General features: G+C 40.0%; 24 protein-coding genes. 5 read left to right on the forward strand and 19 right to left on the reverse strand.

Features of this window, described 5'->3' with window-relative positions:
* The first annotated feature begins 119 nt into the window (after positions 1-119).
* Positions 120-617 carry a cupin domain-containing protein gene (locus JWQ54_RS03725; protein WP_299580407.1) on the forward strand — a complete coding sequence of 166 codons (498 nt, stop codon included), beginning with the start codon at positions 120-122 and terminating at the stop codon, positions 615-617.
* Between the two features lie 751 nt (positions 618-1,368).
* Positions 1,369-2,472 (forward strand): acyltransferase, encoded by a 1,104-nt coding sequence (locus JWQ54_RS03730; RefSeq protein ID WP_299580410.1) that lies wholly within the window; start codon positions 1,369-1,371, stop codon positions 2,470-2,472.
* Here JWQ54_RS03730 and JWQ54_RS03735 read toward each other — a convergent pair.
* From JWQ54_RS03735 to JWQ54_RS03750, 4 genes are read right to left on the reverse strand one after another with little or no spacing between them, the layout of a single operon-like run.
* On the reverse strand, positions 2,439-2,828 hold the full coding sequence (locus JWQ54_RS03735) for a hypothetical protein (protein WP_299580413.1): 390 nt from the start codon (positions 2,826-2,828) through the stop codon (positions 2,439-2,441). The two genes, JWQ54_RS03730 and JWQ54_RS03735, sit on opposite strands and share 34 nt — an antisense overlap.
* Positions 2,828-3,808 (reverse strand): hypothetical protein, encoded by a 981-nt coding sequence (locus tag JWQ54_RS03740; RefSeq protein ID WP_299580415.1) that lies wholly within the window; start codon positions 3,806-3,808, stop codon positions 2,828-2,830. The genes JWQ54_RS03735 and JWQ54_RS03740 overlap by 1 nt, the downstream gene beginning before the upstream one ends.
* Before the next feature lie 38 nt (positions 3,809-3,846).
* Complete coding sequence (locus tag JWQ54_RS03745) at positions 3,847-4,026, reverse strand: hypothetical protein (RefSeq protein ID WP_299580418.1); 180 nt, start codon at positions 4,024-4,026, stop codon at positions 3,847-3,849.
* A gap of 25 nt (positions 4,027-4,051) precedes the next feature.
* Positions 4,052-4,312 (reverse strand): hypothetical protein, encoded by a 261-nt coding sequence (locus JWQ54_RS03750; RefSeq protein ID WP_299580421.1) that lies wholly within the window; start codon positions 4,310-4,312, stop codon positions 4,052-4,054.
* Positions 4,313-4,394: 82 nt separating this feature from the next.
* Between JWQ54_RS03750 and JWQ54_RS03755 the strand changes: the two genes are divergently transcribed.
* Complete coding sequence (locus tag JWQ54_RS03755; RefSeq protein WP_299580424.1) at positions 4,395-5,288, forward strand: hypothetical protein; 894 nt, start codon at positions 4,395-4,397, stop codon at positions 5,286-5,288.
* A 261-nt stretch (positions 5,289-5,549) separates the two neighbouring features.
* Here the strand turns inward: JWQ54_RS03755 and JWQ54_RS03760 are convergent, their stop codons facing one another.
* The 12 genes from JWQ54_RS03760 to JWQ54_RS03805 form a co-directional block, all read right to left on the reverse strand.
* Positions 5,550-7,517 (reverse strand): KUP/HAK/KT family potassium transporter, encoded by a 1,968-nt coding sequence (locus tag JWQ54_RS03760; protein ID WP_299580427.1) that lies wholly within the window; start codon positions 7,515-7,517, stop codon positions 5,550-5,552.
* A 548-nt stretch (positions 7,518-8,065) separates the two neighbouring features.
* On the reverse strand, positions 8,066-9,400 hold the full coding sequence (locus tag JWQ54_RS03765) for a sigma-54 dependent transcriptional regulator (protein ID WP_299580430.1): 1,335 nt from the start codon (positions 9,398-9,400) through the stop codon (positions 8,066-8,068).
* A 252-nt stretch (positions 9,401-9,652) separates the two neighbouring features.
* Entirely contained in the window at positions 9,653-9,823 is a 171-nt protein-coding gene (locus JWQ54_RS03770; protein ID WP_299580433.1) for a hypothetical protein, read from the reverse strand.
* Positions 9,824-9,975: 152 nt separating this feature from the next.
* Positions 9,976-11,733, reverse strand: a complete 1,758-nt coding sequence (locus JWQ54_RS03775) for an ATP-binding protein (RefSeq protein ID WP_299580436.1) — start codon at positions 11,731-11,733, stop codon at positions 9,976-9,978.
* Positions 11,730-12,860: a sensor protein KdpD gene (locus JWQ54_RS03780; protein WP_299580439.1), complete on the reverse strand. Its 1,131-nt coding sequence runs from the start codon at positions 12,858-12,860 to the stop codon at positions 11,730-11,732. The genes JWQ54_RS03775 and JWQ54_RS03780 overlap by 4 nt, the downstream gene beginning before the upstream one ends.
* Positions 12,861-13,006: 146 nt before the next feature.
* Positions 13,007-14,032, reverse strand: a complete 1,026-nt coding sequence (locus JWQ54_RS03785) for a porin (RefSeq protein WP_299580442.1) — start codon at positions 14,030-14,032, stop codon at positions 13,007-13,009.
* Between the two features lie 99 nt (positions 14,033-14,131).
* Positions 14,132-14,695, reverse strand: a complete 564-nt coding sequence (locus JWQ54_RS03790; protein ID WP_299580445.1) for a K(+)-transporting ATPase subunit C — start codon at positions 14,693-14,695, stop codon at positions 14,132-14,134.
* A 4-nt stretch (positions 14,696-14,699) separates the two neighbouring features.
* Positions 14,700-16,733 (reverse strand): potassium-transporting ATPase subunit KdpB, encoded by a 2,034-nt coding sequence (gene kdpB, locus JWQ54_RS03795; protein WP_299580447.1) that lies wholly within the window; start codon positions 16,731-16,733, stop codon positions 14,700-14,702.
* Between the two features lie 7 nt (positions 16,734-16,740).
* Positions 16,741-18,459: a potassium-transporting ATPase subunit KdpA gene (kdpA, locus tag JWQ54_RS03800; protein ID WP_299580450.1), complete on the reverse strand. Its 1,719-nt coding sequence runs from the start codon at positions 18,457-18,459 to the stop codon at positions 16,741-16,743.
* Positions 18,460-18,469: 10 nt separating this feature from the next.
* Positions 18,470-18,547: a K(+)-transporting ATPase subunit F gene (kdpF, locus tag JWQ54_RS29135; RefSeq protein WP_158828607.1), complete on the reverse strand. Its 78-nt coding sequence runs from the start codon at positions 18,545-18,547 to the stop codon at positions 18,470-18,472.
* Positions 18,548-18,789: 242 nt separating this feature from the next.
* Positions 18,790-18,915 carry a helix-turn-helix domain-containing protein gene (locus JWQ54_RS29140; protein ID WP_367187084.1) on the reverse strand — a complete coding sequence of 42 codons (126 nt, stop codon included), beginning with the start codon at positions 18,913-18,915 and terminating at the stop codon, positions 18,790-18,792.
* Between the two features lie 3 nt (positions 18,916-18,918).
* Positions 18,919-19,059: a hypothetical protein gene (locus tag JWQ54_RS03805; RefSeq protein ID WP_299580453.1), complete on the reverse strand. Its 141-nt coding sequence runs from the start codon at positions 19,057-19,059 to the stop codon at positions 18,919-18,921.
* Between the two features lie 1,012 nt (positions 19,060-20,071).
* Between JWQ54_RS03805 and JWQ54_RS03810 the strand changes: the two genes are divergently transcribed.
* Positions 20,072-21,139 (forward strand): hypothetical protein, encoded by a 1,068-nt coding sequence (locus tag JWQ54_RS03810; protein WP_299580456.1) that lies wholly within the window; start codon positions 20,072-20,074, stop codon positions 21,137-21,139.
* A 445-nt stretch (positions 21,140-21,584) separates the two neighbouring features.
* Entirely contained in the window at positions 21,585-21,740 is a 156-nt protein-coding gene (locus tag JWQ54_RS03815; RefSeq protein WP_299580459.1) for a hypothetical protein, read from the forward strand.
* A 100-nt stretch (positions 21,741-21,840) separates the two neighbouring features.
* Here JWQ54_RS03815 and JWQ54_RS03820 read toward each other — a convergent pair whose 3' ends face one another.
* The 3 genes from JWQ54_RS03820 to JWQ54_RS03830 form a co-directional block, all read right to left on the reverse strand.
* The gene (locus tag JWQ54_RS03820; RefSeq protein ID WP_299580462.1) at positions 21,841-22,425 is read right to left on the reverse strand and encodes a hypothetical protein; all 585 of its coding nucleotides are present in this window, start codon (positions 22,423-22,425) and stop codon (positions 21,841-21,843) included.
* 3 nt (positions 22,426-22,428) lie between these two features.
* Complete coding sequence (locus tag JWQ54_RS03825) at positions 22,429-22,758, reverse strand: STAS-like domain-containing protein (protein ID WP_299580465.1); 330 nt, start codon at positions 22,756-22,758, stop codon at positions 22,429-22,431.
* A gap of 123 nt (positions 22,759-22,881) precedes the next feature.
* On the reverse strand, positions 22,882-23,763 hold the full coding sequence (locus JWQ54_RS03830; RefSeq protein ID WP_299580467.1) for a hypothetical protein: 882 nt from the start codon (positions 23,761-23,763) through the stop codon (positions 22,882-22,884).
* Positions 23,764-23,849: the final 86 nt, after the last annotated feature.

The following is a 23,849-nucleotide window of genomic DNA, read 5'->3' on the forward strand; positions in this document are numbered from 1 at the left end:
TTCATCAAATGAAAACCAAAGGCAGCCGATTATAAAGAAACATGGAGCGTAAAACATTTTTATCATGGCTCGGCTTATTAGCAATAAGGACAAAGAAGCCTTTTAACACCGATCAACTTATGGCACCGGAACAGTTGCTCTTTCACGATGACGGAACAATTCCTAATAGTAAGTTCCCACTATTACTATATAGTAATGCCTTTACAGCGCACGACAATGAAGGCGCATCCTGGCTGGAACAGCATTTTGCTGCCAATAACTGGACAAACTCCTGGCGCAACGGCGTTTATACATTTCATCATTACCACAGCACCTCACACGAAGTTTTAGGGGTTTACAGTGGCTCAGCACTGCTGCACCTTGGCGGCGAAAAAGGCCGTAAGGTAAAGGTGCAGGCAGGCGATATTATTGTTATTCCTGCAGGTGTTGGACACAAGAACCTCAGCAGCGACAACCTGGGCATTGTTGGCGCTTACGAAGACGGCCGCAGCTGGGATGTGAACAGAGGACTGCCCGGCGAACGCCCTGGGACCGATAAAAACATAGCCGCCCTGCCCATACCTAAAACAGATCCCCTTACCGGGAAATCAGGCGGCCTAATAGCTATCTGGAAGTAGATCTTTCGTTAATTGGTTCCCGTGAAACAGGAATGCTTCTGACTAAGTGATGCAGCGCCATTGCACATTGTCCTGTCGCATAAACAGGTTGTCAACCTACTTTGGCAATTGATTAGTTTGTAACATTTATGTTATGCGCAATATTTAATCATGAGGTTACGGCTCTAATTATACAAAACAGCCGACCTTAAGCACCAGAAAAGGGAATGTGAAATTTTTGCATGAAATCTCTTGTCAACAGGGTTTATAAGTATAACAGACTTAATGAATAACGAAGATTAAGCACTGTAACACTATCACTATAAATGTTTATTAATTAAGACATATAATAAATTTATTTATGGAATGGTTTATAATACTTTTTGGAACTATAATTAACCTAAAACTGCTGTTTCGTATCTACGACAAACCTTACCGGAGTTTATTATAAGAAATAAGACGGCAGATTGCGCGTCTTATAAGATCGCAAAAACCACTTGTAACAAAAAATAAAACCACTTGTAAGGTTTTATAGCAGTACTTTACCCCAAAAAAGTTTATTAAATATCTTTAAAATAGCTATTAATTGCCTGTAAAAGTTACTTTTTTTGTCTATTGCTCTTTAAAAATCTATCTCAAAATAGGCTTTTAATGCCCTATAATCAATTATTATTTTTCAACCTTTCTAAAGCACCTTTAAAAGCTATTTAATCATTTATTTTTTATACGTTTATAGTGCTTTTAGTATTTGCCGGTTCCTAATAAATTTTAAATGGGTTTAATAAGATTTCTACTTGCTTGTATAGTTGTACTTTGCCACACCTCTGCACTTTTTGGCTATTCCGCACTACCAGCCGATTTAACCGTACAATGCTTTTATATTATCTCCGGATTTTATATGTCGTTAATTTTAAATGAAAAATATCAAAAAGGCTCCAATAAGTTATTTTATAGAAATAGGGTATTGAAAATATACCCTATTTACTGGCTTGTATTGACTTTATTAATTGTATGGGGCTCATTTGTTTATTTTTTAGGTTATCCGGGTACTATTTGGTTTTATGCTTACGCTGCGCCATTATCGTTAACTACATGGCTATATTTAATCATTGCAAATATTTTGATTATTGGGTTGGACTTGACGTTTATTTTAGGCATCAACAAAGGCCACCTTTTTTTTACAAAAAACTTTGGCTTGTCGAAACCAAATGTTTACCTATTTGGATTTAATAGTTTCGGGTGGACGATAGGGATTGAATTATTATTTTACTTAATCGCTCCTTTTATACTCCGTAAATCACTTTTTTTAATTCTATTAATATTATTTGGCAGTTTACTTTTAAGGTACTTATTGGCGGTTAATGGTCTGTCAGGCCATCCATGGGATTATATGTTTTTTCCAACACAGTTAATGTTTTTTATGGGCGGGTGTCTATCATATCATATTTATTTGAGGGTGAGCAAAGCATCATTAAATATCAATTTTTTGAAATTTAAGTTTACTCTATTGCTGGCTATTATAGTACTTTATAACTACTTATTTTTAAACACCTATTATACACAAGCATTTTTGTTTATCGTACTTATTTTATGTATTCCTGCCGCGTTTATATTATCTAAAAACAATGCTATAGATCGATATTTGGGTAATTTGTCTTATCCGATTTACATTTCGCAAATGCTTATAATAAATATCACAAGGGCAAAGGCTTTCCCTAAAATATTCGGTTATGGATTCACAACCCTGATTATAGTTATTATACTAAGCATACTATTAGAATATTTTATCACAAAACCAATCGAAAGAATTAGGCAAAACCCATTTAAAAAGCATTTGCGTGCCTATAATCTTGTTTCTGTTATTGGCCATGAATAAAAAGGATAATCAATTAATTCAAGCGCAAACCCAGTTATCTTAGTTACTTCATTCACTATCTTTTCCGCATCGTTTAGCGAAAACTCAATACCCATCCCGTTAAGCTGTGTAATATCAGCATAAGCCGGTTGGTCAATTAAATTTTCAACCAATTCAATACCGCCACCTACTAACTCTAATATTTCGTTAACTTCTTGAGCACCGGTGCCCGAGTAAGTGAAAAATCTAACTCCCGCAACGCCCCGAAACCGTTGGCCGGTTGTATATGTAATTGCATTATAGGTAACAGATTGATCACCCACAATCATGTACAATACGCCCGATTGGACTTCTCCGCTTACAACCTGATATGCCACTATGGTTTTAAGTTATTAACCCGTATGTAATACCGGATTTGAATGAATTTTGCATTAATAGGAAACTCTTTAACACCTAAACCTCCACGAACATAAGCCGGGTCACCATTACCGCGTAATATCGACCCGGTACGGGCATCACCGGTATTATTTGAGGTTGGTTTTATTCCAGGCTCATAATGTTGGAAAGCTTCAGTTGATAAAGCAATAAAAACAGAACCCGACCCCGTAAAAGCATTGGTATCTATAGCCTTAAATATCGAACCCGCATTATATATAACACTGTCATAAGTAACCGAACCATTTACCACATAATAAAAATAACCAACAACCAAAGCGGTTCCGGTAGTCACCGTACTGCCGCCGTCACCAAACCTTGCCATTATGGTATGGCGTTGAGGCGCCTCTAATATTTCACGAACTACACCTGATGCAACTGTTGTGAATGTTGTTTGACCTGCAACCGTTGTAAAGCGGTCACCAGGCTGATACGTTGCTCCATTATATACGATAGCGCCAGTTTCAACTATATAAGGCGCCGGAATATTGAGCGTATCAGTTGGCGATTTGGTAACCGTATCTAAATCAGCTATAGAATCAATATATTGCCCGTTTCTATCCGCATTAAAGCCATAAGACGGAAAATTTGCCAATTCTCTGGCTATCGCATTAACAATAACATGTGTATCTATTTGAGCATCTAATGCTGGATTAGTTAAGGTTATGCTGTCATCGGCAACGGTAAGATTAACCGCTGTTGAAAAATCAAAACCGCCGGCACTTTCAGTAGCGCGTGCTTTAATTGGGTAAGCAATTGATTTGGCTCCAACATAAGTTCCAAAGTAACTTAAGTTTTTAGCGGGGCTATTAAACTGCAACGTAAAATCTCCTATAGCTGAGTTATTGAAAAGAGGATCATTTATAGCACAACCAACAAACGTTCGATATACTGGGAATACAGCAGAATAGGCAGCTATCATAGTCGCCAAATCAGAAATATAGGTATATCCTGCTGGAGTTATAGGGTACACAGCTCCACCACTTCCATTAGTTGTATTGAACCTGAAATTACACTGTAAAGGCCGGCGGCAACGCCTATAAAAATTACTAAAGCGATAATGGTAAACTGAACAGCTGTGAGTTCATCATTTGCAATAGCCGCAGGCATGGTTTTGATTTGTTTAATTACTGTTTTCATTTTGTTTAAGATTTTGGAGGGTTTTTTATTGTTGAATTTGTTTACTGTGCATTATTTCGGCTACTGTTTGTACCAGTAGTTTTTGACCGTCGATAAGTAACTCATTGCAGTATTTTACAGCGTCGGCAGCTGGGCTTTTGTCCGGCCTGGTGCCGGTTCTAACCTTTTTAACATAGCTTTCAGATACGCCCACAATCTCTGCCACCACTTCTGCCGTAGGGGCTGGAAGCACTTTTGATATGCTTTTTTTGTTACAAGTGGTTTTTATATTTTTATCTTTGGTCATTGTTTGTGTTTCTTTGCGAACACAAATATGTAGAGTAAAATCTAAATATCCAATATTATTGTAGATTATATACTAAATAAAAATGTCATCCGTCGAGCGACTGCTATTATTCATTGATTCACAAGGACTTAGTAAACGAAAGTTTTACGATAGCGTGGGGGTGTCTAATGGATATTTGGATAAGGTAAAGAGCGTAGGGGCTGACATACTGGAGAAGATAACCTACATATACCCCGATCTAAATATTATGTGGGTTATTACCGGGGAGGGCGAAATGTTTAAAAAACATGAGCATAGCCCCCATGCTAACTACATGGTAAGTGAACCAAAAGTACCCTACATTACAAACACCCCTACTGGTAAAGTAGGTGTCCGTGCAGTAAAACCACTAAAACTTGACCCCCCAACCGACCCCCCAACTCGTCATTTTACCCCTCAAATAATTACGGTTGACAATGGCGGTAATGAAAATATAGTGTACGTTCCGGTTAAAGCGGCAGCCGGTTATTTAAATGGTTATGCCGATGCCGAATACGTAGAAAAGTTACCGGCATTCTCATTGCCAGGCTTAAAAGATGCAACCTACCGGGCGTTTGAAATTGACGGCGACAGCATGTTCCCAACGCTTGAAAATAAGGAAATGATAATAGGCCGCTGGGTCGAAAAATTAGAAGATATACGCGAAGATCGCGTGCATATAATTGTTACCAAAAACAGGGGAATTATAGCTAAAAGGCTATTAAATAGAATAGATAAGTACGGGTACATCGTTGCTAAGTCTGACGCCATTGATAACCGTAACCTATACCCCGACATTGAACTTTACCCCGACGATATTTTAGAGATATGGTATGGCGTGTGGCACGGCAGCTTCAATTTTAAACACCCCACAGATATGTACAAGCGTGTCAACAACATGGAAGCTGATCTAACCGAAGTGTTGCGGGTATTGAAGAAAAACAACCTTTTGCCCTAAATGGTAGGTACCCCTTTAAAAGCTTTTAAAAATTCTTTTAAAATAGTAGTAAAATGGTAGCGAATGGACAAGTCGTTTTTTTAGCTATTTCCAAAAACAGCCTCTATCGTACAAAAAACGGACTTTTTTATATTCTCTATTGTTACAAGTGGTTTTTACCCCCTTACTTATTTCTTATAATAAACATTATTTTATGCTAAGCGTTTCATTGGTTTCCTCCAATCACTTATGCAAGAAAGTATCTTTTTACGGTAAGCACGATTAATGGATTTCAACCCTTTTCAACAGAATATTGGTAACGGGTTTAACAATTAGCGGGATCTTTTCTATCCGGGTTTCACTGGTGTCCAAACCAAATGCCTTAGCCTCGCTTTGGGCTAATTTTTTTATCGCAAAATAACTGTTTAAAATAAATCCTTCTCTCAGGTTAAATTCGTTATTATAAGAGAGGAATTTTTCCATGATCACAAACTGAAAATCAGCTGCCAGGTTAAAATGACCTAAGGACTCATACTTGCTGGTGATATCAAGTTCTTTACGGCTAACCATATCTTCTACTACCTTTCTAAAAAGCAAATTGATCCTCGTCTGTATTCTAAAACCTAATCGGAACTCAACTCTGATGACTTTATCATTTTCCATTTCATCTACCGTATACTCCATTGTATAAGGTTCATCAGTGCGCTCGATATGCACAAACCAATAAACATCAGCTCTCTTCGGCTTCCGGCTTAATATCGAATACATGATTTTTTGTTCGATTTGCTTGCTGTTATTCGCTTTGGTCAGGTAAATCAAATGCGTAGCGTATTTAGACACACCCTGATCGGCACTTAATGCTTTAAGCAAGGGTATTTGCTCTTTCAGGTCAATAAAATTGAGAAACCGGTTATTGATCTTGCGTGCTCTAAACCAGATGTACATGGTAAAAATTAATCCAAATTCAAATACCAGGAAGAATAACCTTTTCAGGATTTTGACAGCGTTGGTGACAAAAAATGAAAACTCTACCGTTAAAAACACACAAAGGATAATGGTTACCAGCCAAACCGGCCAGTGTTTAACGTATCGCATAAAGTAATACATTAATATAGTCGTCATCAGCATGGCTATAGTAATTGAAAACCCATAAGCGTTGGTCATTGCAGCTGAAGTACGAAAGTAAAGTGACACAGCAATACAACCAACACAAAGTATCCAGTTAATGCTCGGTATGTATATTTGCCCCCGTATATTGGATGGATATTTAACCGTTATGCGAGGCCAGAAATTCATGCTTATGGCCTCGCTAATGAGGGTAAAAGAGCCGCTTATTAATGCCTGACTGGCAATAATTGTGGCTAAGGTGGCTATGCCGATACTCGGTATCAGAAAAAAATGCGGCACAATTTCGAAGAAAGGATTTACACCGGCAAAATTTTTATTCGCAGGCTGCATTAATACCCAGGCGCCCTGGCCAAGGTAGTTTAACATTAACGTGGTTTTTACAAATATCCACGTGACCTGGATATTTTTTCTGCCGCAATGGCCTAAATCCGAATACAAAGCTTCAGCGCCGGTAGTACATAAAAACACAGCGCCCAGCAGCCAAAACCCATTCGGATGATAGATTAATAATCGTGCGCCGTAATACGGATTGAGGGCTTTAAATATTTCAGGATAATGAACCAGTTGCATCAGGCCTAATATGCTCAGCATAGAAAACCAGATGAGCATCACCGGCCCGAAGGATGAGCCAACAACCTTGGTTCCGAATTGCTGAAAGAAAAAGAGGATGATCATTATTGAAATCACAATAATCAGGACCAGGTTATTACCGGGAACAATTTCCTTTGCAAAGGCGGGAACAAGGTTCAAGCCTTCAATAGCTGAAGTAACCGAAATTGGCGGAGTGATAATGCCGTCGGCGAGGAGTGTGCCTGCACCAATGATTGCTGGTATGGCAAGCCATTTGCCATACCTTCTCACCAGCGCGTAAAGCGAGAAAATCCCGCCTTCACCACGGTTATCCGCTTGCAGCGTTATAATAATATATTTAAATGTTGTTTGGAGCGTAAGTGTCCAGAAAATACAGGAAATGGAGCCTAAAACCAGATCTGCATTTACTTTTCCCCCTTCAATCAATAGCGTTTGAAAAACATATAAAGGCGATGTTCCGATATCTCCAAAAATTATGCCTAAGGTAATCAGCATTCCCGCCGCTGAAAGCTTCTTTAAATGTGAATTCATATATTAATTTTAGTAAAACCAGTTCAGGTTCGATATGGTGTAATAATTAAATAAATTCTTAATTGATGGTGGAGAAATTTTGCGAAGGTCGTCCGAGAGCCTAAATTTTTCAAGCAGTGGAACACTTGCAGTAAGGCAGGATATGACCAAAACCAAGTTATACCTTTGGTATCCTATAAGAAAGATGCTTTCGCTTACTGCTAAACAATCACCTAACGCAATCATATTACCAGAAGATATCATATTAATTATGTAAACCGCAAACGCGTTGATAAGGGTGCCGTAATCATCACCGTTATAGGAATCATTTAAATGGTAATTTTCATTTAGACATCCATTCAAGAACTCTAAAAGAGGGGGTGCCACCGTTTGCATTTTTCCGCATAGGCTAAAACCATGCCATTTTGAAAAAGGCTGCATTAAACAATTGAAAATAAGTTACATGAGTTAATTCGTTTAAGAAATAGGCTTTAAAAGCATATCAGAATGATATGGTCTATTTCCAAAATGGAAGGGATTGCAGGTATGTCTAATAATCTTTATTCCGTTTAATGCAATTGATATTCGTCAATTTTCCGATATAGAGTGGTTAAACCGATATTCATTAACCTGGCGGCTTCGGTTTTATTGCCCTTGGTAAAACTAAGCATTTTACTAATGTGATGTTTTTCTACCACCGCCAGATCGAATGCTGAGGAGGAGGATTCATCTTCGTTGTAAAAGTCGAAAGGAAGCAAGTTAGCGGTCAGGGTGTTACTTTCACACATGATCACCGACCGCTCAATAATGTTTTTAAGCTCCCTTACATTGCCTTTCCATTTGTGACTTTCCAGGCGCTTCATAAAATCAACGCTGATTTGATCGATCTGCTGATTGGTTTTATTAGCAAATTCTGTTAGATAATGATGTGCCAATAACGCGATATCCTGTTTGCGTTCATTAAGCGATGGCAGAATAATTTGAAATACGGATAGCCTGTAAAAAAGGTCTTCCCGGAAATGTTCTTTCTCAATCTCTTCTTCCAGCTTACGGTTGGTTGCGGCAATGATACGTACGTTGATCTTATGGGTTTTGGTGTCGCCCACTTTTATTAGTTCCCCGCTTTCTATTACACGCAATAGCTTTGATTGAAGATCAATATTCATCTCCCCAATTTCATCCAGAAATAGTGTCCCGCCATCCGCTTCTTCAAACAGGCCTCTTTTATCCTTGACGGCTCCGGTAAACGCACCTGCCTTATAGCCAAACAATTCACTTTCTAATAGCTCCTTCCCGAAAGCGCTACAGTTTACAGCAACAAAGTTTTGTAATTTGCGGTTACTGTTATAATGTATCGCCTGCGCGAAAACTTCTTTTCCTGTGCCGGTTTCTCCCAGGAGCAAAACGGTCGTGTCTCTCGTAGCAACTTTACGTGCCAATTCAATAACGTTTTGTATAGCTTTAGAATTACCAATAATTCCATCAAAACTATGCTGTTTAACCATCTTATTCTCTAATTCATATATGCGCCATTGAAGGCTCGATTTCGCTAAGGCTTTATGAACAAGGGGCAGTATTTTATCATTGTCATCACCTTTGGTGATGTAGTCAAAAGCGCCGTTTTTAATCGCGAGTACGCCGTCCTGTATGGTACCGAAGGCAGTGAGATTGATGATTTCGACAAACGGTTTTACTTCTTTGATTTGTTTGACAAGTTCTATACCGTTAATGTCTGGCAACTTGACATCGCTCACCACTACCTGCACATCCTCCTGTATCAAAATTTTAAGGCCCTCTCTTGCTGTGTGAGCCTGTAAGACCTTAAACCCTTCTAATTCAATTATTCTTGCCAATAAATTGCAGAGCTTTTTTTCGTCATCGATAATTAATATTGTTGGTTGCATATTCACATCTATCTTTATTGTGTGCTTTTTATTGTGTGCTTTTTTAAAGCAATGTAACCCTCAACTTTAAGTATTAAAGTTGGGCTTTTTGTTGTCAAAAATAATATTAACCAGTGAAAAACTTACTTCACAGGTAATATCTTTAAAGTTTAAATATAACCTATTAGTTGTACTAAGCGTAGCATTTTAATGGCAATGGATAGAACTTGCTTATAGAGTTTTATCGTTTACCCATATTAATGATTCGTCAATTTAATTTTTATTAAGATTACCATTTTCATCTATGGCATAGGAAGAAGCTTCTGTATTTGTATCCATCTTTAATTCAGAGACAGGGTTATGCTTTGCTTTGGTTTTCGGGGGTGTTAAAGGTATGATGATTACACCATGTAATAACACGATTTTTAAGATAATTAATAACATATCAGTAATTTTAAAGACAACTAAGGGGCTAAAATATTTTCATAAACAAATCGTGTTCAGCTTGGTTCGAATCTTGTTGATCGGTCAAAGCAACACTTCATTTCTTAAAAAAAATAGCTATTTATCTAAACGACAATAAATGACTTTTCAGGTTAGCTATTTCCTATCGGTAATTTAAAATAAAACCGGCTGCCAACCCCCACTTCGCTTTCTACGCCAATTTCTCCACCTTGGGCTATAATAAATTCCTTAGAGATTGCCAGTCCCAAACCTGACCCTGATTTGTTCTGTCCATCAGTGGGTACCTGAAAATACCGGTCAAATAACCTTTGCTGATACTGGACATCAATACCTTTACCTGAATCCCTAACCGAAAACTCGACCATGTTTCCCCTGGGCGTAATTTGCACCATTATTTTAGATTTTGGCGCGCTGTACCGTAGCGCATTCGATAGAAAATTGATGACCACCCAGGCTGTTTTTTCCAGGTCCGCGTGAATGTCCGGAACGTTGGGGGCTATTGCCTGCTCAATAATAATCCCTTTTTGATCTGCCTCAAACTTAACCGCTTTAATGGCATATTCGATGATCTGCTCAGGTCGTGTCGATACAAAATTGAGTTGGATATTTCCGGTCTCCACTTGTGAAAGATCCAATAATTCATAGGTAATTTTCAACAGTCGCTCCGCATCTTCACTAATATGCCGGGTTAACTGTTCCTGCTCTTCATTTAAACTACCCACCCGCTTATCGGCCAATAACTGGGCACTCATCTTAATAGCTGAAATGGGGGTTTTCAGCTCATGTGATATCGTAGCGATAAAATTTGTTTTCGCCTCATCGCGTTCTTTAAACTCGGTGATATTGCGAAGAATATAAACCATTCCGACTGACTTTTTAGCAACATTTAATGACGAGGCCAGATTTTGCGACAGGTTGGGTACGGCAATTTCACTGGCTTCTAACTGGAAGTGGGAGTCTTTTCCATCGATCACTATTTTAAATGGTTTTCTAGCTTTCCCTTCATCCACTATCGATTTAAAAAGGTCATTATTTTTCATAATATCGGAAACAGCTTTACCTTCCATTTTTTGTTCGCTCAGGCCAAGAATATTTTTAGCGGCGGTATTGATAAACAGGACCTCATTTTTTTCATTGATACCGATGATCGCATCATGCATTTGCTCAATAATTGTTTCGATACGCGACTTTTCAGACATGATCTTTGATAAATTGCTGTTTTCCCATTCGTTAAGCCGGGAGGCCATGTCATTAAACGCGTTGGCTACCTCAGCGAACTCATCATTCTTATTAAAATGGATGCGTTGGGTATAGTTCTTTTTGGCGATTTCCCTGATCCCGTCTAATAGTGAATTTAGCGGATTGGAAATAATGCTGGGGAAGTTGATGCTAAAACTAAATAACACCAAAAACGTGAAAGTTCCGGCCAGCCCCAGGAATATGCTTGCATTTCTGACAGACTCATGCGCTTTATCATTTTTAAGCACGATTCCCTGCATGTTAATAATATCTATCATGCGTAGGTACTTTCGTGCCTCTCTTTCAGATTTTTTTAATTGAGCAGGTGTAGCACTATTGTTTTGGAGTTCGGTAAAAGCTTTTCTTAAACTTCTAACCGCGCTCAACTCGCCAGCCTCGGTTATATTATGCTCTTCTTTTACCAGTTGTATATTAAAATAGTTGGCAGCTTTCGCATTAAGCGGGAGATCCTGCTGATCAAGCACTGTACGCATATCCCGGGTATAATTCAGCGTTTCATAGTTATCTTTCAAAATCACTTTTGCGCTGGTAGATATTTCGTTGATATAATACAAGGATATCAAACCAAAAAAAAGGACGACGATAAATAAAAAGCCGAATCCTAAACGAAGTTTATTTTTTACTTTCATGATAGTATGACTAAATCAATTTCTGTGGCTGCAATATTTTTAAGCAGCCCGTTAAATACTGGTGTTCTTAATATGACCTGGAACAGGCTTAAATGGGGCTTGCCGATACAAATGGTTGTTATTTCCCGTTCCTGTGCTACCGCCATAATAGTTTGCGTTATTTTATCGCTCTTTACTTTCAGTACCTCAGCACCCAATTCTGTGGCCAGTTTAAAGTTATTGATCAGATATCGCTGCTTATCCAGTTTAATCCGATCAAGACTCTCACTGCTGCTTTGTACATATAATACGATCCATGGGGAACGGTAATAAGAAGCCAGCCGGGCTGTTTTCCTGATGACTATTTTTGAGGTTTCGGCGTTCGAGGAAATACAGGCCAGAAATTTTTCAGGCCGCAATTTGATCTGCTTAGGTATCTCCACGTCAATTTTACGCTCCAAATGATGTGCGACTTCTTTTAACGCGATCTCTCTTAACTGCAATATCTTTTCGCTGCGGAAAAAATTTTGCAAAGCTCTTTCTACTTTAGTTTTATCGTAGATCTTCCCTTCCTTTAACCGGTCTATCAATTCATCGGCCGTTAAGTCGATATTGACGATCTCATCTGCCATTTCCAGCACTTTATCAGGTATACGTTCCGTGATACCAACCCCGGTGATCTTTTCTATTTCCTCGTTAAGGCTTTCCAGATGCTGAATGTTTACGGCTGATATCACATTGATACCCGCTTCCAGGATATCCAGCACATCCTGCCAGCGCTTGCTGTTTTTGCTGCCTTCAATATTAGTATGCGCTAATTCATCAACAATCACTACTTCAGGATGGCGGTTCAAAATGGTCTTCAGATCCATTTCTTCCAGTTCCTTACCTTTATAAAAAACTTTACGGCGGGGAATCAAAGGCAGCCCATCTAAAAGCGAGTGTGTTTCGATGCGGTTATGTGTTTCAATATAGCCGATCTGTACAGCAATGCCATTTTTAAAAAGCGCATGTGCTTCCTGGAGCATACGGTAACTTTTACCCACGCCGGCACTCATCCCAATGTAGATCTTAAACTTACCGCGTCTGGAGCGCTTTATCATTTCCATAAAATGCTCAACCGATTGCTCTTTATTTTCTTCACTCATATTGGTTCGGCTATGATAGCCTTTTATTTAGTTTTAAAAGGGAGTGTAAAACACCCCCTTTTCGCATGAACGCCAACTAACTAATTAATCAACAAACAAATTAATTATAAAAACGCACACGCCGATCTTAAATATCAGTTCATTTACTAAAAAGCATAAACCGCGGCTAAAACAAATTGTGCAGCAGTGCTGCTTAAAGTTCCGTCATTTTTCGTAAAGCCAAGCAGTTTATCGTTATTATTATCCAACCTCAGCTCAGGCATCAGCGTTAGCGGGCCAGCTTTGATATTGGAGGTTAAGGTAAACGCGGCAACCTTAGGGCCGCTGTTTTTTACTTTAAAATACTCGCCCCTTAAGCCAAAAGCCACCGCTTTTGATACCGCTAACTGTGGATATAAGGCCACACCCGAATAGCCACCTTTACCGGCACCATTTGAGGCGGAATAATCCGCAGCATTTAAACCTAACTTAAACACCCCGGTAATTTGATAAGCTGTGGTCAGGTCCAATACCGTACCTGAGGTCGGGGTGCTGTTATTGGCGGTCAGTATATTTAAATAAGCCGTCCAGCCTTTAACCGGGCTTATTGTTAACTGCGCGCCAAATGCATCTATGTTGTGTGTGGACTGGTAAACGTTCCATTGATCATTAAATACGCCAGCCATCAGGCTAACTTTCTCAGAAAAAACATAGGTGGCTTTTACACCGGCATTCTGGAACGGGCCGTAAGTGAACAGATACGAAGTAGAATAGTTAAAGTTAGCTGCGGGGCTAATCACTTCATAACCAATAAACGTTGCCATGTAACCACCGGCCAAGCTAAATTTATCCGTTACATTGTAAGAAACATATAGGTTTTGTATATGGTAATTAGCTCCGGCGGCAGGCAAGGACTGGTCGCTGCGTGGGCCGAAGGAAACCTCACCCACAAACGAAGCCTTGCCAACGGTTTTCTTTAGTGCCAGGTCAACCATGCCAATGGAAAACGAATTTTGGTCGCTTGCAAAGCTCGTGGGTATATTACGGTGCCCCGAAAAATCATATTTATAGTAAGCATCCACCGAACCGGAGATCACTAAGGGTGCATCACCGGTTGTCTTAATCGTATCCTGTGCCTTTACCGCAACGGCAGCAACGGCAAGCATATAGGTCATTATTATCAATTTTTTCATATATATATAAATATTAGTGTTCATTAGGTACCATCAACTTTATTAAGGGTTGATGGTTACCTTTCTTTTAAACAAGCGATGACGCCAGCTCGTTAATCGCTATTTTAGTTGGTCAAGCGCTACATTTAATTTAAGTACGTTGACCTTAGGCGGGCCGAATAAACCCAAAAGCGGGCCTTCTGTTTGATGGTTGACCAAATCGGCAACCTTTTTCTCATCCAGCTTACGATATTGTGCCACCCGTTTTACTTGTATTTGGGCTGCTTCGGGTGAGATATCGGGGTCAAGACCACTGCCGGATGCGGTTACCATTTCTGCCGGGATATCGCTCCGTTTTAAATAAGAATGATATTTTAGTAAAGTATCAATTCTGCTTTTAACATCTTTCAGATAATCCGGGTTACTTGGCCCTTTGTTTGAGCCGGCCGAACCTGCCGCGTTATAGCCAACCGCTGACGGCCTACCCCAAAAATATTGAGGCTTGGTAAAACTTTGGCCTACGTTAGCGTAGCCAATTACTTTACCGTTAACGGTAATCGTTTCCCCGTCGCCTGCACCTTTTGACAGTTTACCGGCGAAGGTAATGAAGACAGGATAAATAACACACAATAACAGGGTAAGTACCACAGTAAGCCTTATGGCTTGTATAATGTAAGTTTTCATGATTTTATATTATAAATGAAACAACCAGGTCTATTAATTTGATGCCGATAAATGGTGCGATGATCCCGCCCACGCCATAGATCAATAAGTTACGCCTAAGCAGCGCACTGGCACCAATCGGCTTATATTCCACCCCTTTTAATGCTAAAGGTATCAGCATAGGAATAATGATCGCGTTAAAGATCACTGCAGATAGTATAGCACTCTCCGGACTGTGCAGGCCCATGATATTGATGCTCGCCAATGCCGGGATAGACGCCATAAATAAGGCCGGAACAATCGCAAAGTATTTGGCAACATCGTTGGCGATGGAGAAGGTTGTCAATGTGCCTCTTGTAATCAGCAATTGCTTACCTATTTCCACAATCTCGATCAGCTTTGTGGGGTCATTATCCAAGTCAACCATATTGCCGGCTTCCTTAGCTGCCTGCGTGCCGCTATTCATAGCCACCCCCACATCTGCCTGGGCCAGTGCCGGTGCATCGTTAGTGCCATCGCCCATCATTGCTACTAGTTTACCGCTTGACTGCTCTTCCCTGATGTACCTCATTTTATCTTCGGGCCTGGCTTCAGCTATAAAATCATCTACACCTGCCTTTTCAGCAATAAACTTAGCGGTAAGCGGATTATCGCCGGTTACCATGACGGTTTTGATACCCATTTTCCGCAAACGCTCAAAGCGTTCGGCAATACCCGGCTTAATGATATCCTGTAATTCAATTACACCCAGTATTTCATTGTTTTGTGAAACAACCAGGGGCGTACCGCCATTAGATGCAATTGTCTTTACCCGATCTTCCACATCTGCCGGAACTTTTTTATTGGCATGATGAGCCATATTACGGATGGAATCAAAGGCACCCTTACGGATCGATTTTCCATCCAGTGTATCAATACCGCTTGACCGTGTTTCTGCAGAAAACTTAATAAATATTGACCCCTCTGGTGCCTGAACGGAAAGCCCGGATTTGCCCTGGTGTGCCAGCTCGACAATTGATTTACCCTCAGGGGTTTCATCAGCGAGTGACGACAGCATGGCTGATTTAATCAAGTCATCAGGACCTACACCGATTGCAGGCCAGAAATGGGTCGCCTTACGGTTGCCGATAGTTATCGTCCCTGTTTTATCCAGTAACAAAACATCTATATCGCCGGCGGTTTCAACTGCTTTACCTGATTTGGTGATGACATTGGCACGTAAGGCGCGGTCCATGCCCGCAATACCGATCGCGGATAAAAGACCACCGATAGTTGTAGGGATGAGGCAAACAAATAAGGAAATTAATGCCGAAATGGTAATTGGCGTGTTGGCATAATCTGCAAATGGCTTTAAAGTAACGCATACAATGATAAATATCAGCGTAAAGCTGGCCAAAAGGATGGTTAAAGCAATTTCATTGGGTGTTTTTTGCCTTGATGCGCCTTCCACCAGGGCTATCATCTTGTCCAGAAAGCTTTCACCGGGTTGGGTAGTAACCTGCACTTTGATCTGGTCAGATAATACCTTGGTTCCGCCGGTAACCGATGATTTATCACCACCGGCTTCTCTGATCACCGGGGCAGACTCGCCGGTAATGGCCGATTCATCGATCGTAGCCAGGCCCTCAATGATCTCACCATCTGTTGGGATGATATCACCCGATTCGCAGGTGAAGATATCACCTTTTACCAGTTGGTTGGAGGAACGGGTAACGATGGTACCGTTTGCCAATACTACTTTTGCCGGGGTATCTTCCCTGGTTTTACGCAGGCTGTCTGCCTGCGCCTTCCCGCGGGCTTCCGCTATCGCTTCGGCGAAATTGGCAAAAAGCACTGTCAGCAACAAGATAAAGAATATGGCAAAGTTATAACCAAAGGAACCCTGGTCATGGTGACTAAAGCTGTATACGGTTACATAAAGCATAATCGCAGTTCCGATCTCTACGGTGAACATCACCGGGTTGCGGAGCATTATCTTAGGGTTTAGTTTAACAAACGACTGCAGAAGTGCGGTTTGCACCAGCGCCGGTTCAAATAATTTATTAGATTGATTTTTCATGTATCAATTATTTAAGCATGGAAAAATATTCCGCTATCGGCCCTAAGGCTAATGCCGGGAAATAAGATAATGCGTTGAGTACTACAATAACCGCGAAAGTCATCATACCAAAAGTTAATGTATCCACCTTTAGCGTACCGGCAGATTCCGGGATGTATTTCTTTTGCGCAAGCAAACCGGCTATTGCAACGGGACCTATAATGGGCAGGAAGCGGCCGAATAAAATAACCAGCCCGGCTGATACATTCCAGAAAATATTATTGTCGCCTAACCCTTCAAAGCCTGAACCGTTATTGGCATTCGATGAAGCATACTGGTACAGCATTTCGGAGAACCCGTGGAAATCAGGATTATTAAGCCAGGCCGATGGCTTTACAGCCCAATCGGCATTGGGGTGCGCAACTAAAATATAGCTGGATAAAGCAGTGCCCGCCATGATCAGGAAAGGGCTGAGCAGTGTAATGAGCGCGGCGATCTTCACTTCACGTGCCTCTACCTTATGACCCAGGAACTCGGGTGTTCGGCCAACCATTAACCCTGAAATAAATACAGCGATGATGAGATAAATAAAATAGTTTAATAAGCCCACACCGCAACCGCCAAAGAAACCATTAACCATCATGGCCAGTAGTTGCCATAAACCGGTAAGCGGCATAAAGCTATCGTGCATGCCATTAACAGATCCCGTGGAAGTAACCGTGGTTAGTGTACTCCAGTAAGCCGTGGCCGTTGGCCCGAACCTGACTTCTTTACCTTCCATAGCGCCGGTCGCCTGGGTTACCCCCATTTTAGCGATCAGCGGGTTGCCGCCTAATTCACCGCTGATAGTGGGCAGCATCAGCATCAGAACACCCAGCATCATTACGCTAAATATGATCCAGCCCAGCTTTTTACGGCGTATATAATATCCGAACGCCAATATCATTGCAACCGGGATGATAAACTGTGCTATAATTTCAGTCATGTTGGTCAGGTAATTCGGGTTTTCAAGCGGATGAGCCGAATTGGCGCCGAACCAGCCGCCGCCATTGGTACCTAGATGTTTAATAGCGATCATTTGAGCAGCCGGGCCGCGTGATAAATGCACGGTATCGCCCTGTAGAGACATAAACTGATCCTTACCGGCATAGCTGGAAGGCGTACCGTTAAATGTCAAAATTAGGGCTACGACAATAGAAAGCGGCAATAACAGCCGGGTAATGGTCTTTACAAAATAGTTCCAGAAATTGCCAAGGTCTGTGGTTGTCTTATCACGGAAAGCTTTAAATACGGCAACCCCACAGGCTATGCCGGTTGCTGCGCTTGTAAAGTGCAGGAACATGAAGATAAAATGCTGGGTGAGATAAGTAGCGCCGGTTTCGCCGGAGTAATCCTGTAAATTACAATTGGCCACAAAGCTGATGATAGTGTTAAAAGAAAGATCCGCGCTCATGCCCGGATTACCATCCGGGTTTAGCGGCAGCTTATCCTGATATAGAAAAACAAAAAAGCCATAAATAAGCCAAAAAATATTAATGGTCATCATCGCCTTTAAGAACTGTTTCCAGTTCATGGGCGCGTTGGGATTAATACCGGATAGTTTAAATATGCCTCTTTCCAGCGGCTTTAAAAAATCAGTCCAGATTTTTTCCCCGGCAAACATTTTTGCCAGGTATTTGCCAAGTGGAATTGCGATCAGCAGCGTGATCACAAACGAAGCAATGATTCCAAATAATTCTGTGTTCATTTTGTGTTAATTAAAATTTTTCCGGTTTGAGCAGCACATATATCATGTATATGAATACTGCAATGGAGATGATGAATAGTGCTAACATAATTTTCAGATTTTTTCGAAATAATCAATGGATTTAAAGATGAGCCAGCAACAGAGCAGAATAGCTACAAAAAGGATTAAAGTGTTCATAGTTTAATATTTAAAAAGGGGATTAGCCAAACCGATGCCAGGTAAATACCACCTTCATAACATGCTGAAATACAGTAATTTATTTTTTTGGTAATAATTCCCCAAAAAAAAACCTTTCCATTTTGGAAAGGCGTTTTTTCATAAGCAAGCGGTTTAATCAAGTTTATATTGATCCAGTTTCCGATAAAGAGTGTAAGGGCCAATATTCAATAAGCGGGTGGCCTCTGTCTTATTACGGTGCGTGTAATTTAAAACTTTGTAAATGCGCTGTTTTTCAATTGTTTACAGATCAAAGGAGTCGCTTTCTACGTAGGCGGTTCTGAATTCAACTGGCAACAGATCAACCTCTATTTCTTCCTTTTTAGCCAGGATGACTATTAGCTCAATGACGTTTTCAGTTCCCGCACATTGCCTTTCTACCAATGCTGGCTAAGCGTAAATTTGATAGGCTGTTTTATCAGTATGGAACAGAGTAAGAGTATTCAGTCTGCCTGTTTTAACAACATTTGTAATGAAATTGCAAAATGAGTGCGTTCAGAGACACTACTTTCTTTTTATTCCGGTTAGTAAAATCTATTTTAGAAACTTCTTCCCCCAACAATTCAACTTGATCCTATAAAGACGTTATAAATGACGCGCTTGAATATTGCTTATTATGAACTGCTTTGGAGGGGCTTAAAAACCAAAAAGCCTCTAAATCATATGATTTAAAGGCTTTTGAACATTCTTAAAATGTATTTGGCGGAATGGACGGGACTCGAACCATTCCTTTATAGGCTTGAATATCAATCTGTTATAACTTCAAAAATCAAGGAGTCATCCTAAAGGTCACCGTATAATTTCAGTAATTATGAGTTATTTTAAAGAACTTATCAGGTGTAAATCTAAAAATTAAAGTGTTAAAATGCAAATATCAGCTGTACCAGAACCTTATAAGTAACTAATTGATTTTCAATCTAGTTTTCTAAATTAATAATGACAGGTATCCTTTTAGGTATCGATACTTAATATGATATCAAATTGATATTATGAATTTCCTGTATAGCAAATATAGCTATTATTTATTTGTGCAATAGTTTGTTGGATTTTTTAACAAAACTAGTAACCTGATACAAATTTGATTGAAATGAGGTTAAATTATATCCGTGTTTATCCGAGTCGGATGAGATTTTTTTATTTTTTCAAATAAACTAGGATCGACCCATTTATCAAAATTTACAAATTACATAGTTAAATTTTCGATTTTTCATGTTTTATTTTGCGCTGTTAACGTAATGATTTAAATTAGAGGAGAATAGTTCAATCGCTGTTCATTATCATGCATTATCCTTTAAACCTGCGGATTAGCACAATTATTGTTGCGTGTCTGCTTTTGATATCATTGCAGTCCTACAGCCAAGTCGTCAAAAACAAGACATATAATGATATTGACCTTATGGACGACGAACCTTTTGGTTTTTCACTAAAAAGTCCATTTATTCAATTTTACCTTTGTCATTTTTTGGGAGACGCTGACCTTTCCTCTAATAAGTTTCCAGAGTTAACTTTCACACAGTGCACGATCAATAAACTGGAGGTAGACGGTGGGAGCGCGATAAAAGTGGAACTACGCAGCAATCATGTAAGGTATTTTTCCCTTGACGAGGACACCATTCAAAGAGAAGTCAGTTTATTGAGCGGTACTTTTAAGGATTCTGTATTGTTGACAGGTACCTATTTTAAAGATGATGTTACACTTTCGTCAGATACAATAGGTCGCTATCTTTCGTTTAACGGTAGTCGTTTTAATGGGTTTCTTTATATACATAATCTTACCCTCCCGGAGGAGCTAAGTTTTGAAAACGTCGACCTGACAAACCTTAAAGGAGAAGTCGATCTAACAAACTATAAGCCTGGGAAAAGTCTTTGTTGGATAAATTTGTACGGTGCAGATATTTCAAAGTTTAGGATTCGTTTCTCCGGCTTTAGGCTGAAATTCCCAGAGGGATTGTCATTTGAAGAAAAAGCTTATGTATACCAACAGCTTATCAATAAAATGGAAAAGGACGGGTTGTATGAAAGCCATCAAGCGCTTTCTATCGAATTTAAACAATTAAAATATCAAAATGATCATAGCGTATTTTTAAACTGGTTAGATAAAAACTGGTGGGGTTACGGCTTTAATAAATTTCTCATAGTCCGCAATGCAATATTGATCTGCTTTATTTTTTTTGTCATCAACTGTTTTCTCTTTAACAAGCTTTTAACTGATGTCTATAATATTAAAGCAATTGCAGCGCTCGATACACGGCTTAAAAAGCGGTTTGAAAATAAGCCACGGTACAGGAGCATCATCATGATACCGGTTATTTTCATTTACACTTCTTATATTTTTTGGGGGTTAAAACTTGATGTTGAAAAGCTCACGCTGAAAAGCATTCCGCTTTTCGTCTTGGTCATGTTTCAATATCTTTCCGGGATCGTTTGCCTGGCTTACCTTGCCAATTTTATATTAAGCAAGTAATGGTGTTTTGAGAATAATGGCTTTCCACTTTGATGTCCCAAATTGCAACATCAAATTTAAATTTGACTTTCAAAAAGAGTAATTGTCCAGATTGAAATAATTAAAAAAAGGGTGTTTTAACGTATTGACGATCAGCGGCGATATTCGTATTTTGCATAAACTTTATCTCAATGAGAAAAAAACAGTTCACTACTCGCCGGCCTCTCCGCTTTCCTGGTGTGTTTCTCCGTTAGCTGGTGCCTTGCGCAAACCAAACCGGACACCATCACGACAACAACAGCCACAACGCAAAAACCGCCAACAGTCGACATTCCTAATGAAATCAACGGCAAGGGCCTGATTCTGTCATACTGAAATGATTAAGGGCCGTTAGTAGGTCAGAAAAAACATTACCTGCAGGTAAGCGCAGGCTTGGCCTACACCTTTAAAGATTACGTTCAGAATAATGCTTCCATTTCCAGTAACCAGCACGATCTACCGCGGATACGATATGGTCAGCTCGGTACAGAACGGCATCATCTTTTGCAAACCGCTGGCCATTAAGGGAACGGGAAGCGCATTGAATAAATTGGCTGTTTCCTGCGATGATTGCATCAGCTAAAAATCAAAGCATAAAATATTGCTTAGGTAAGTCCGGTCAGTGCCTCCTGTTTTCATTTCTTAGTCTTTTGTTAAACTCTATTTGGGGATGACGACAGCAATCAGACAGTAAAATTACGCGCTGCAGCTATTAATTTTTTGTTCAGGGTCAAAATGGGCAAATCGGAGGTTAACAGGTCAGCGTCATGGGTTACGATGCATGCCTTATAATCTTTTACCAGCACGGTATATAAATGATCGTTGATGTCTGTTGCAGCAGGGGAAAAGTTTAACATGTCATCTATCGAAGTTAACGGGCACGGCACTACGTCAAAGGCATCTTTATAAGCCAAAAAATCTGACTGAAACTGCACAAACGCCGTAGTAATGGCGCTCCCTTTTCTGAACACGTCTTTAAAATAGGCGTTTTCTCCTTTGCTATAACCTCCTTTGGCATACGCTTTAGCAGATTCAATCCGCAGTAAGCGGTTAAATAGTTCGCTTACCTGGAGCGAGGTGGTTAATATTCTTGAAGTTTTGCTCGTGGTGGCGATGGTATAGACCGCGTTGAAAAAGTTGATATACCCTGTTTCATAAGGCTGTCCGTTGCTTACCCCCATTACGTAAAGCAAAGCATTGGTATCGAAGAAATAGTTAATGGGTTTAGGCTTCGGGTGATTAGCCAAATCAATAACCTGATAGGCCATGACCTAGGCTAAAACCGTGTCCATTATATTACGATAAGCGTCATTGTTTTTGATGTTGTCAATGACCCAGTCCAGCTTGGTGCTATAGGAAGACAAATGGCTGGTGGCAGCCACCTCAACTTTGTCTTGGAAAAAGGCAAGCCCTTTTTCAACTATCAGTTTGCCAAATGAAGCATTTAAAAACTGTGTAGTCAAAACTTTTATACCTTCAAAGCTGACAGTAACGCTTTCTTGGTCCATCAATGCTGTCATTATTGCACCATGTAGCTTCAGGCCATCCTCGTGGAACATGGCGTTGGCACTATTAAGTATTTCAAAAACAGAGATTTGCATGGGAACAGGATTAATCGAATAAATATATATATTATATACGGGATATAACAAAATTGGTTTGCAATTTTTTCTATAATTTGTCTGCAAAGGTAAAAATAATTACCCAAACAGCAAGTTCAATGCTTATGTAAGCAAATTTTTACTAAATACCAGGTGAATGGTACTGCCCATGAACTGTTGCTGAATCGGCAAAAATCCACCTGGACGGTCAGTGCTGTTTGCATGCTGAGTGCTGTAATAAGCATCCCCGGTGGCGATATGCATATGCCCGTCATGATTTAAAAAGAACTCCTTCATTTTACTCAAGTGTATACCTCCCGGCGCATCGGTCTTGGTGCTGTTTCCATCCAGCGCCCAATCAATTGCCTCTTTTGAGCAACTGACCGCGCCATCGGTTTTCGCTTTGATCTTTGGCAGAAACCCCTGCCCAAGGTCAGTCACGGTAAATATGACCTTCTGTACCGATGGATAATATTGCCCGCATACAAAGAAAGGGTCATTCGTACCGCTGTGTAAATTAATGTTACAACATAGCTCTGCCAAATCGTCAACCAGTTTCCCCATAGCGAGCTCCGTGAACTTAGGCATACCGTCATGCAATAAAAGTTCCTCCATAACATAGTCGATAAAACCATCCTTGTCATGCGGCCAGAATGCTTTGAAAGGGATAGTACTGCTTTTTTCCTTTCTTTTAACCACGATTGCGTCGGTGCTGATCAAGCCATTTTGAAAAAGGATCGGAAATTTTTTTTCTACGTCGGCAAAGCTGATCGTAAAAGTGAGTCCCTGCTCTTGGTGGAGGCGATATAAAGCGGCTCCCAGCATGGCGCTCATGTTGCCATCGATCCATTGCATCTGCTTTACGCCTATATTAATAGAGGTGCTTGAATAACTTTTGGCATTCTGGTAAAATTTTTCGATTTCTGCTAGTCCGCTAACATTTGTATAAATACCGTTTTCACTCAATTGGATGGTAGTCGATGTTAATGGTTTAATGATCTCCACATTTAGGGCTTATATTTTAAGCAAAGGTAAAGGTAATTAAAATTCGAGACGTATTTTGAAGTAATAACTGCTTAAGAATTCGCGAT

Source organism: Mucilaginibacter sp., assembly GCF_028288225.1.
In the GTDB taxonomy this organism is placed as follows: Bacteria; Bacteroidota; Bacteroidia; order Sphingobacteriales; family Sphingobacteriaceae; genus Mucilaginibacter.

Coding starts and splice junctions, on each gene's coding strand:
- JWQ54_RS03725 (WP_299580407.1), top strand. CDS start 120: ATGGCACCGGAACAGTTGCTCTTTCACGATGACGGAACAATTCCTAAT.
- JWQ54_RS03730 (WP_299580410.1), top strand. CDS start 1,369: ATGGGTTTAATAAGATTTCTACTTGCTTGTATAGTTGTACTTTGCCAC.
- JWQ54_RS03740 (WP_299580415.1), bottom strand. CDS start 3,808: ATGATAGCTGCCTATTCTGCTGTATTCCCAGTATATCGAACGTTTGTT.
- JWQ54_RS03745 (WP_299580418.1), bottom strand. CDS start 4,026: ATGAAAACAGTAATTAAACAAATCAAAACCATGCCTGCGGCTATTGCA.
- JWQ54_RS03750 (WP_299580421.1), bottom strand. CDS start 4,312: ATGACCAAAGATAAAAATATAAAAACCACTTGTAACAAAAAAAGCATA.
- JWQ54_RS03755 (WP_299580424.1), top strand. CDS start 4,395: ATGTCATCCGTCGAGCGACTGCTATTATTCATTGATTCACAAGGACTT.
- JWQ54_RS03760 (WP_299580427.1), bottom strand. CDS start 7,517: ATGAATTCACATTTAAAGAAGCTTTCAGCGGCGGGAATGCTGATTACC.
- JWQ54_RS03765 (WP_299580430.1), bottom strand. CDS start 9,400: ATGCAACCAACAATATTAATTATCGATGACGAAAAAAAGCTCTGCAAT.
- JWQ54_RS03770 (WP_299580433.1), bottom strand. CDS start 9,823: ATGTTATTAATTATCTTAAAAATCGTGTTATTACATGGTGTAATCATC.
- JWQ54_RS03775 (WP_299580436.1), bottom strand. CDS start 11,733: ATGAAAGTAAAAAATAAACTTCGTTTAGGATTCGGCTTTTTATTTATC.
- JWQ54_RS03780 (WP_299580439.1), bottom strand. CDS start 12,860: ATGAGTGAAGAAAATAAAGAGCAATCGGTTGAGCATTTTATGGAAATG.
- JWQ54_RS03785 (WP_299580442.1), bottom strand. CDS start 14,032: ATGAAAAAATTGATAATAATGACCTATATGCTTGCCGTTGCTGCCGTT.
- JWQ54_RS03790 (WP_299580445.1), bottom strand. CDS start 14,695: ATGAAAACTTACATTATACAAGCCATAAGGCTTACTGTGGTACTTACC.
- kdpB (WP_299580447.1), bottom strand. CDS start 16,733: ATGAAAAATCAATCTAATAAATTATTTGAACCGGCGCTGGTGCAAACC.
- kdpA (WP_299580450.1), bottom strand. CDS start 18,459: ATGAACACAGAATTATTTGGAATCATTGCTTCGTTTGTGATCACGCTG.
- kdpF (WP_158828607.1), bottom strand. CDS start 18,547: ATGTTAGCACTATTCATCATCTCCATTGCAGTATTCATATACATGATA.
- JWQ54_RS03810 (WP_299580456.1), top strand. CDS start 20,072: ATGGACGACGAACCTTTTGGTTTTTCACTAAAAAGTCCATTTATTCAA.
- JWQ54_RS03815 (WP_299580459.1), top strand. CDS start 21,585: ATGCTTCCATTTCCAGTAACCAGCACGATCTACCGCGGATACGATATG.
- JWQ54_RS03820 (WP_299580462.1), bottom strand. CDS start 22,425: ATGGCCTATCAGGTTATTGATTTGGCTAATCACCCGAAGCCTAAACCC.
- JWQ54_RS03825 (WP_299580465.1), bottom strand. CDS start 22,758: ATGCAAATCTCTGTTTTTGAAATACTTAATAGTGCCAACGCCATGTTC.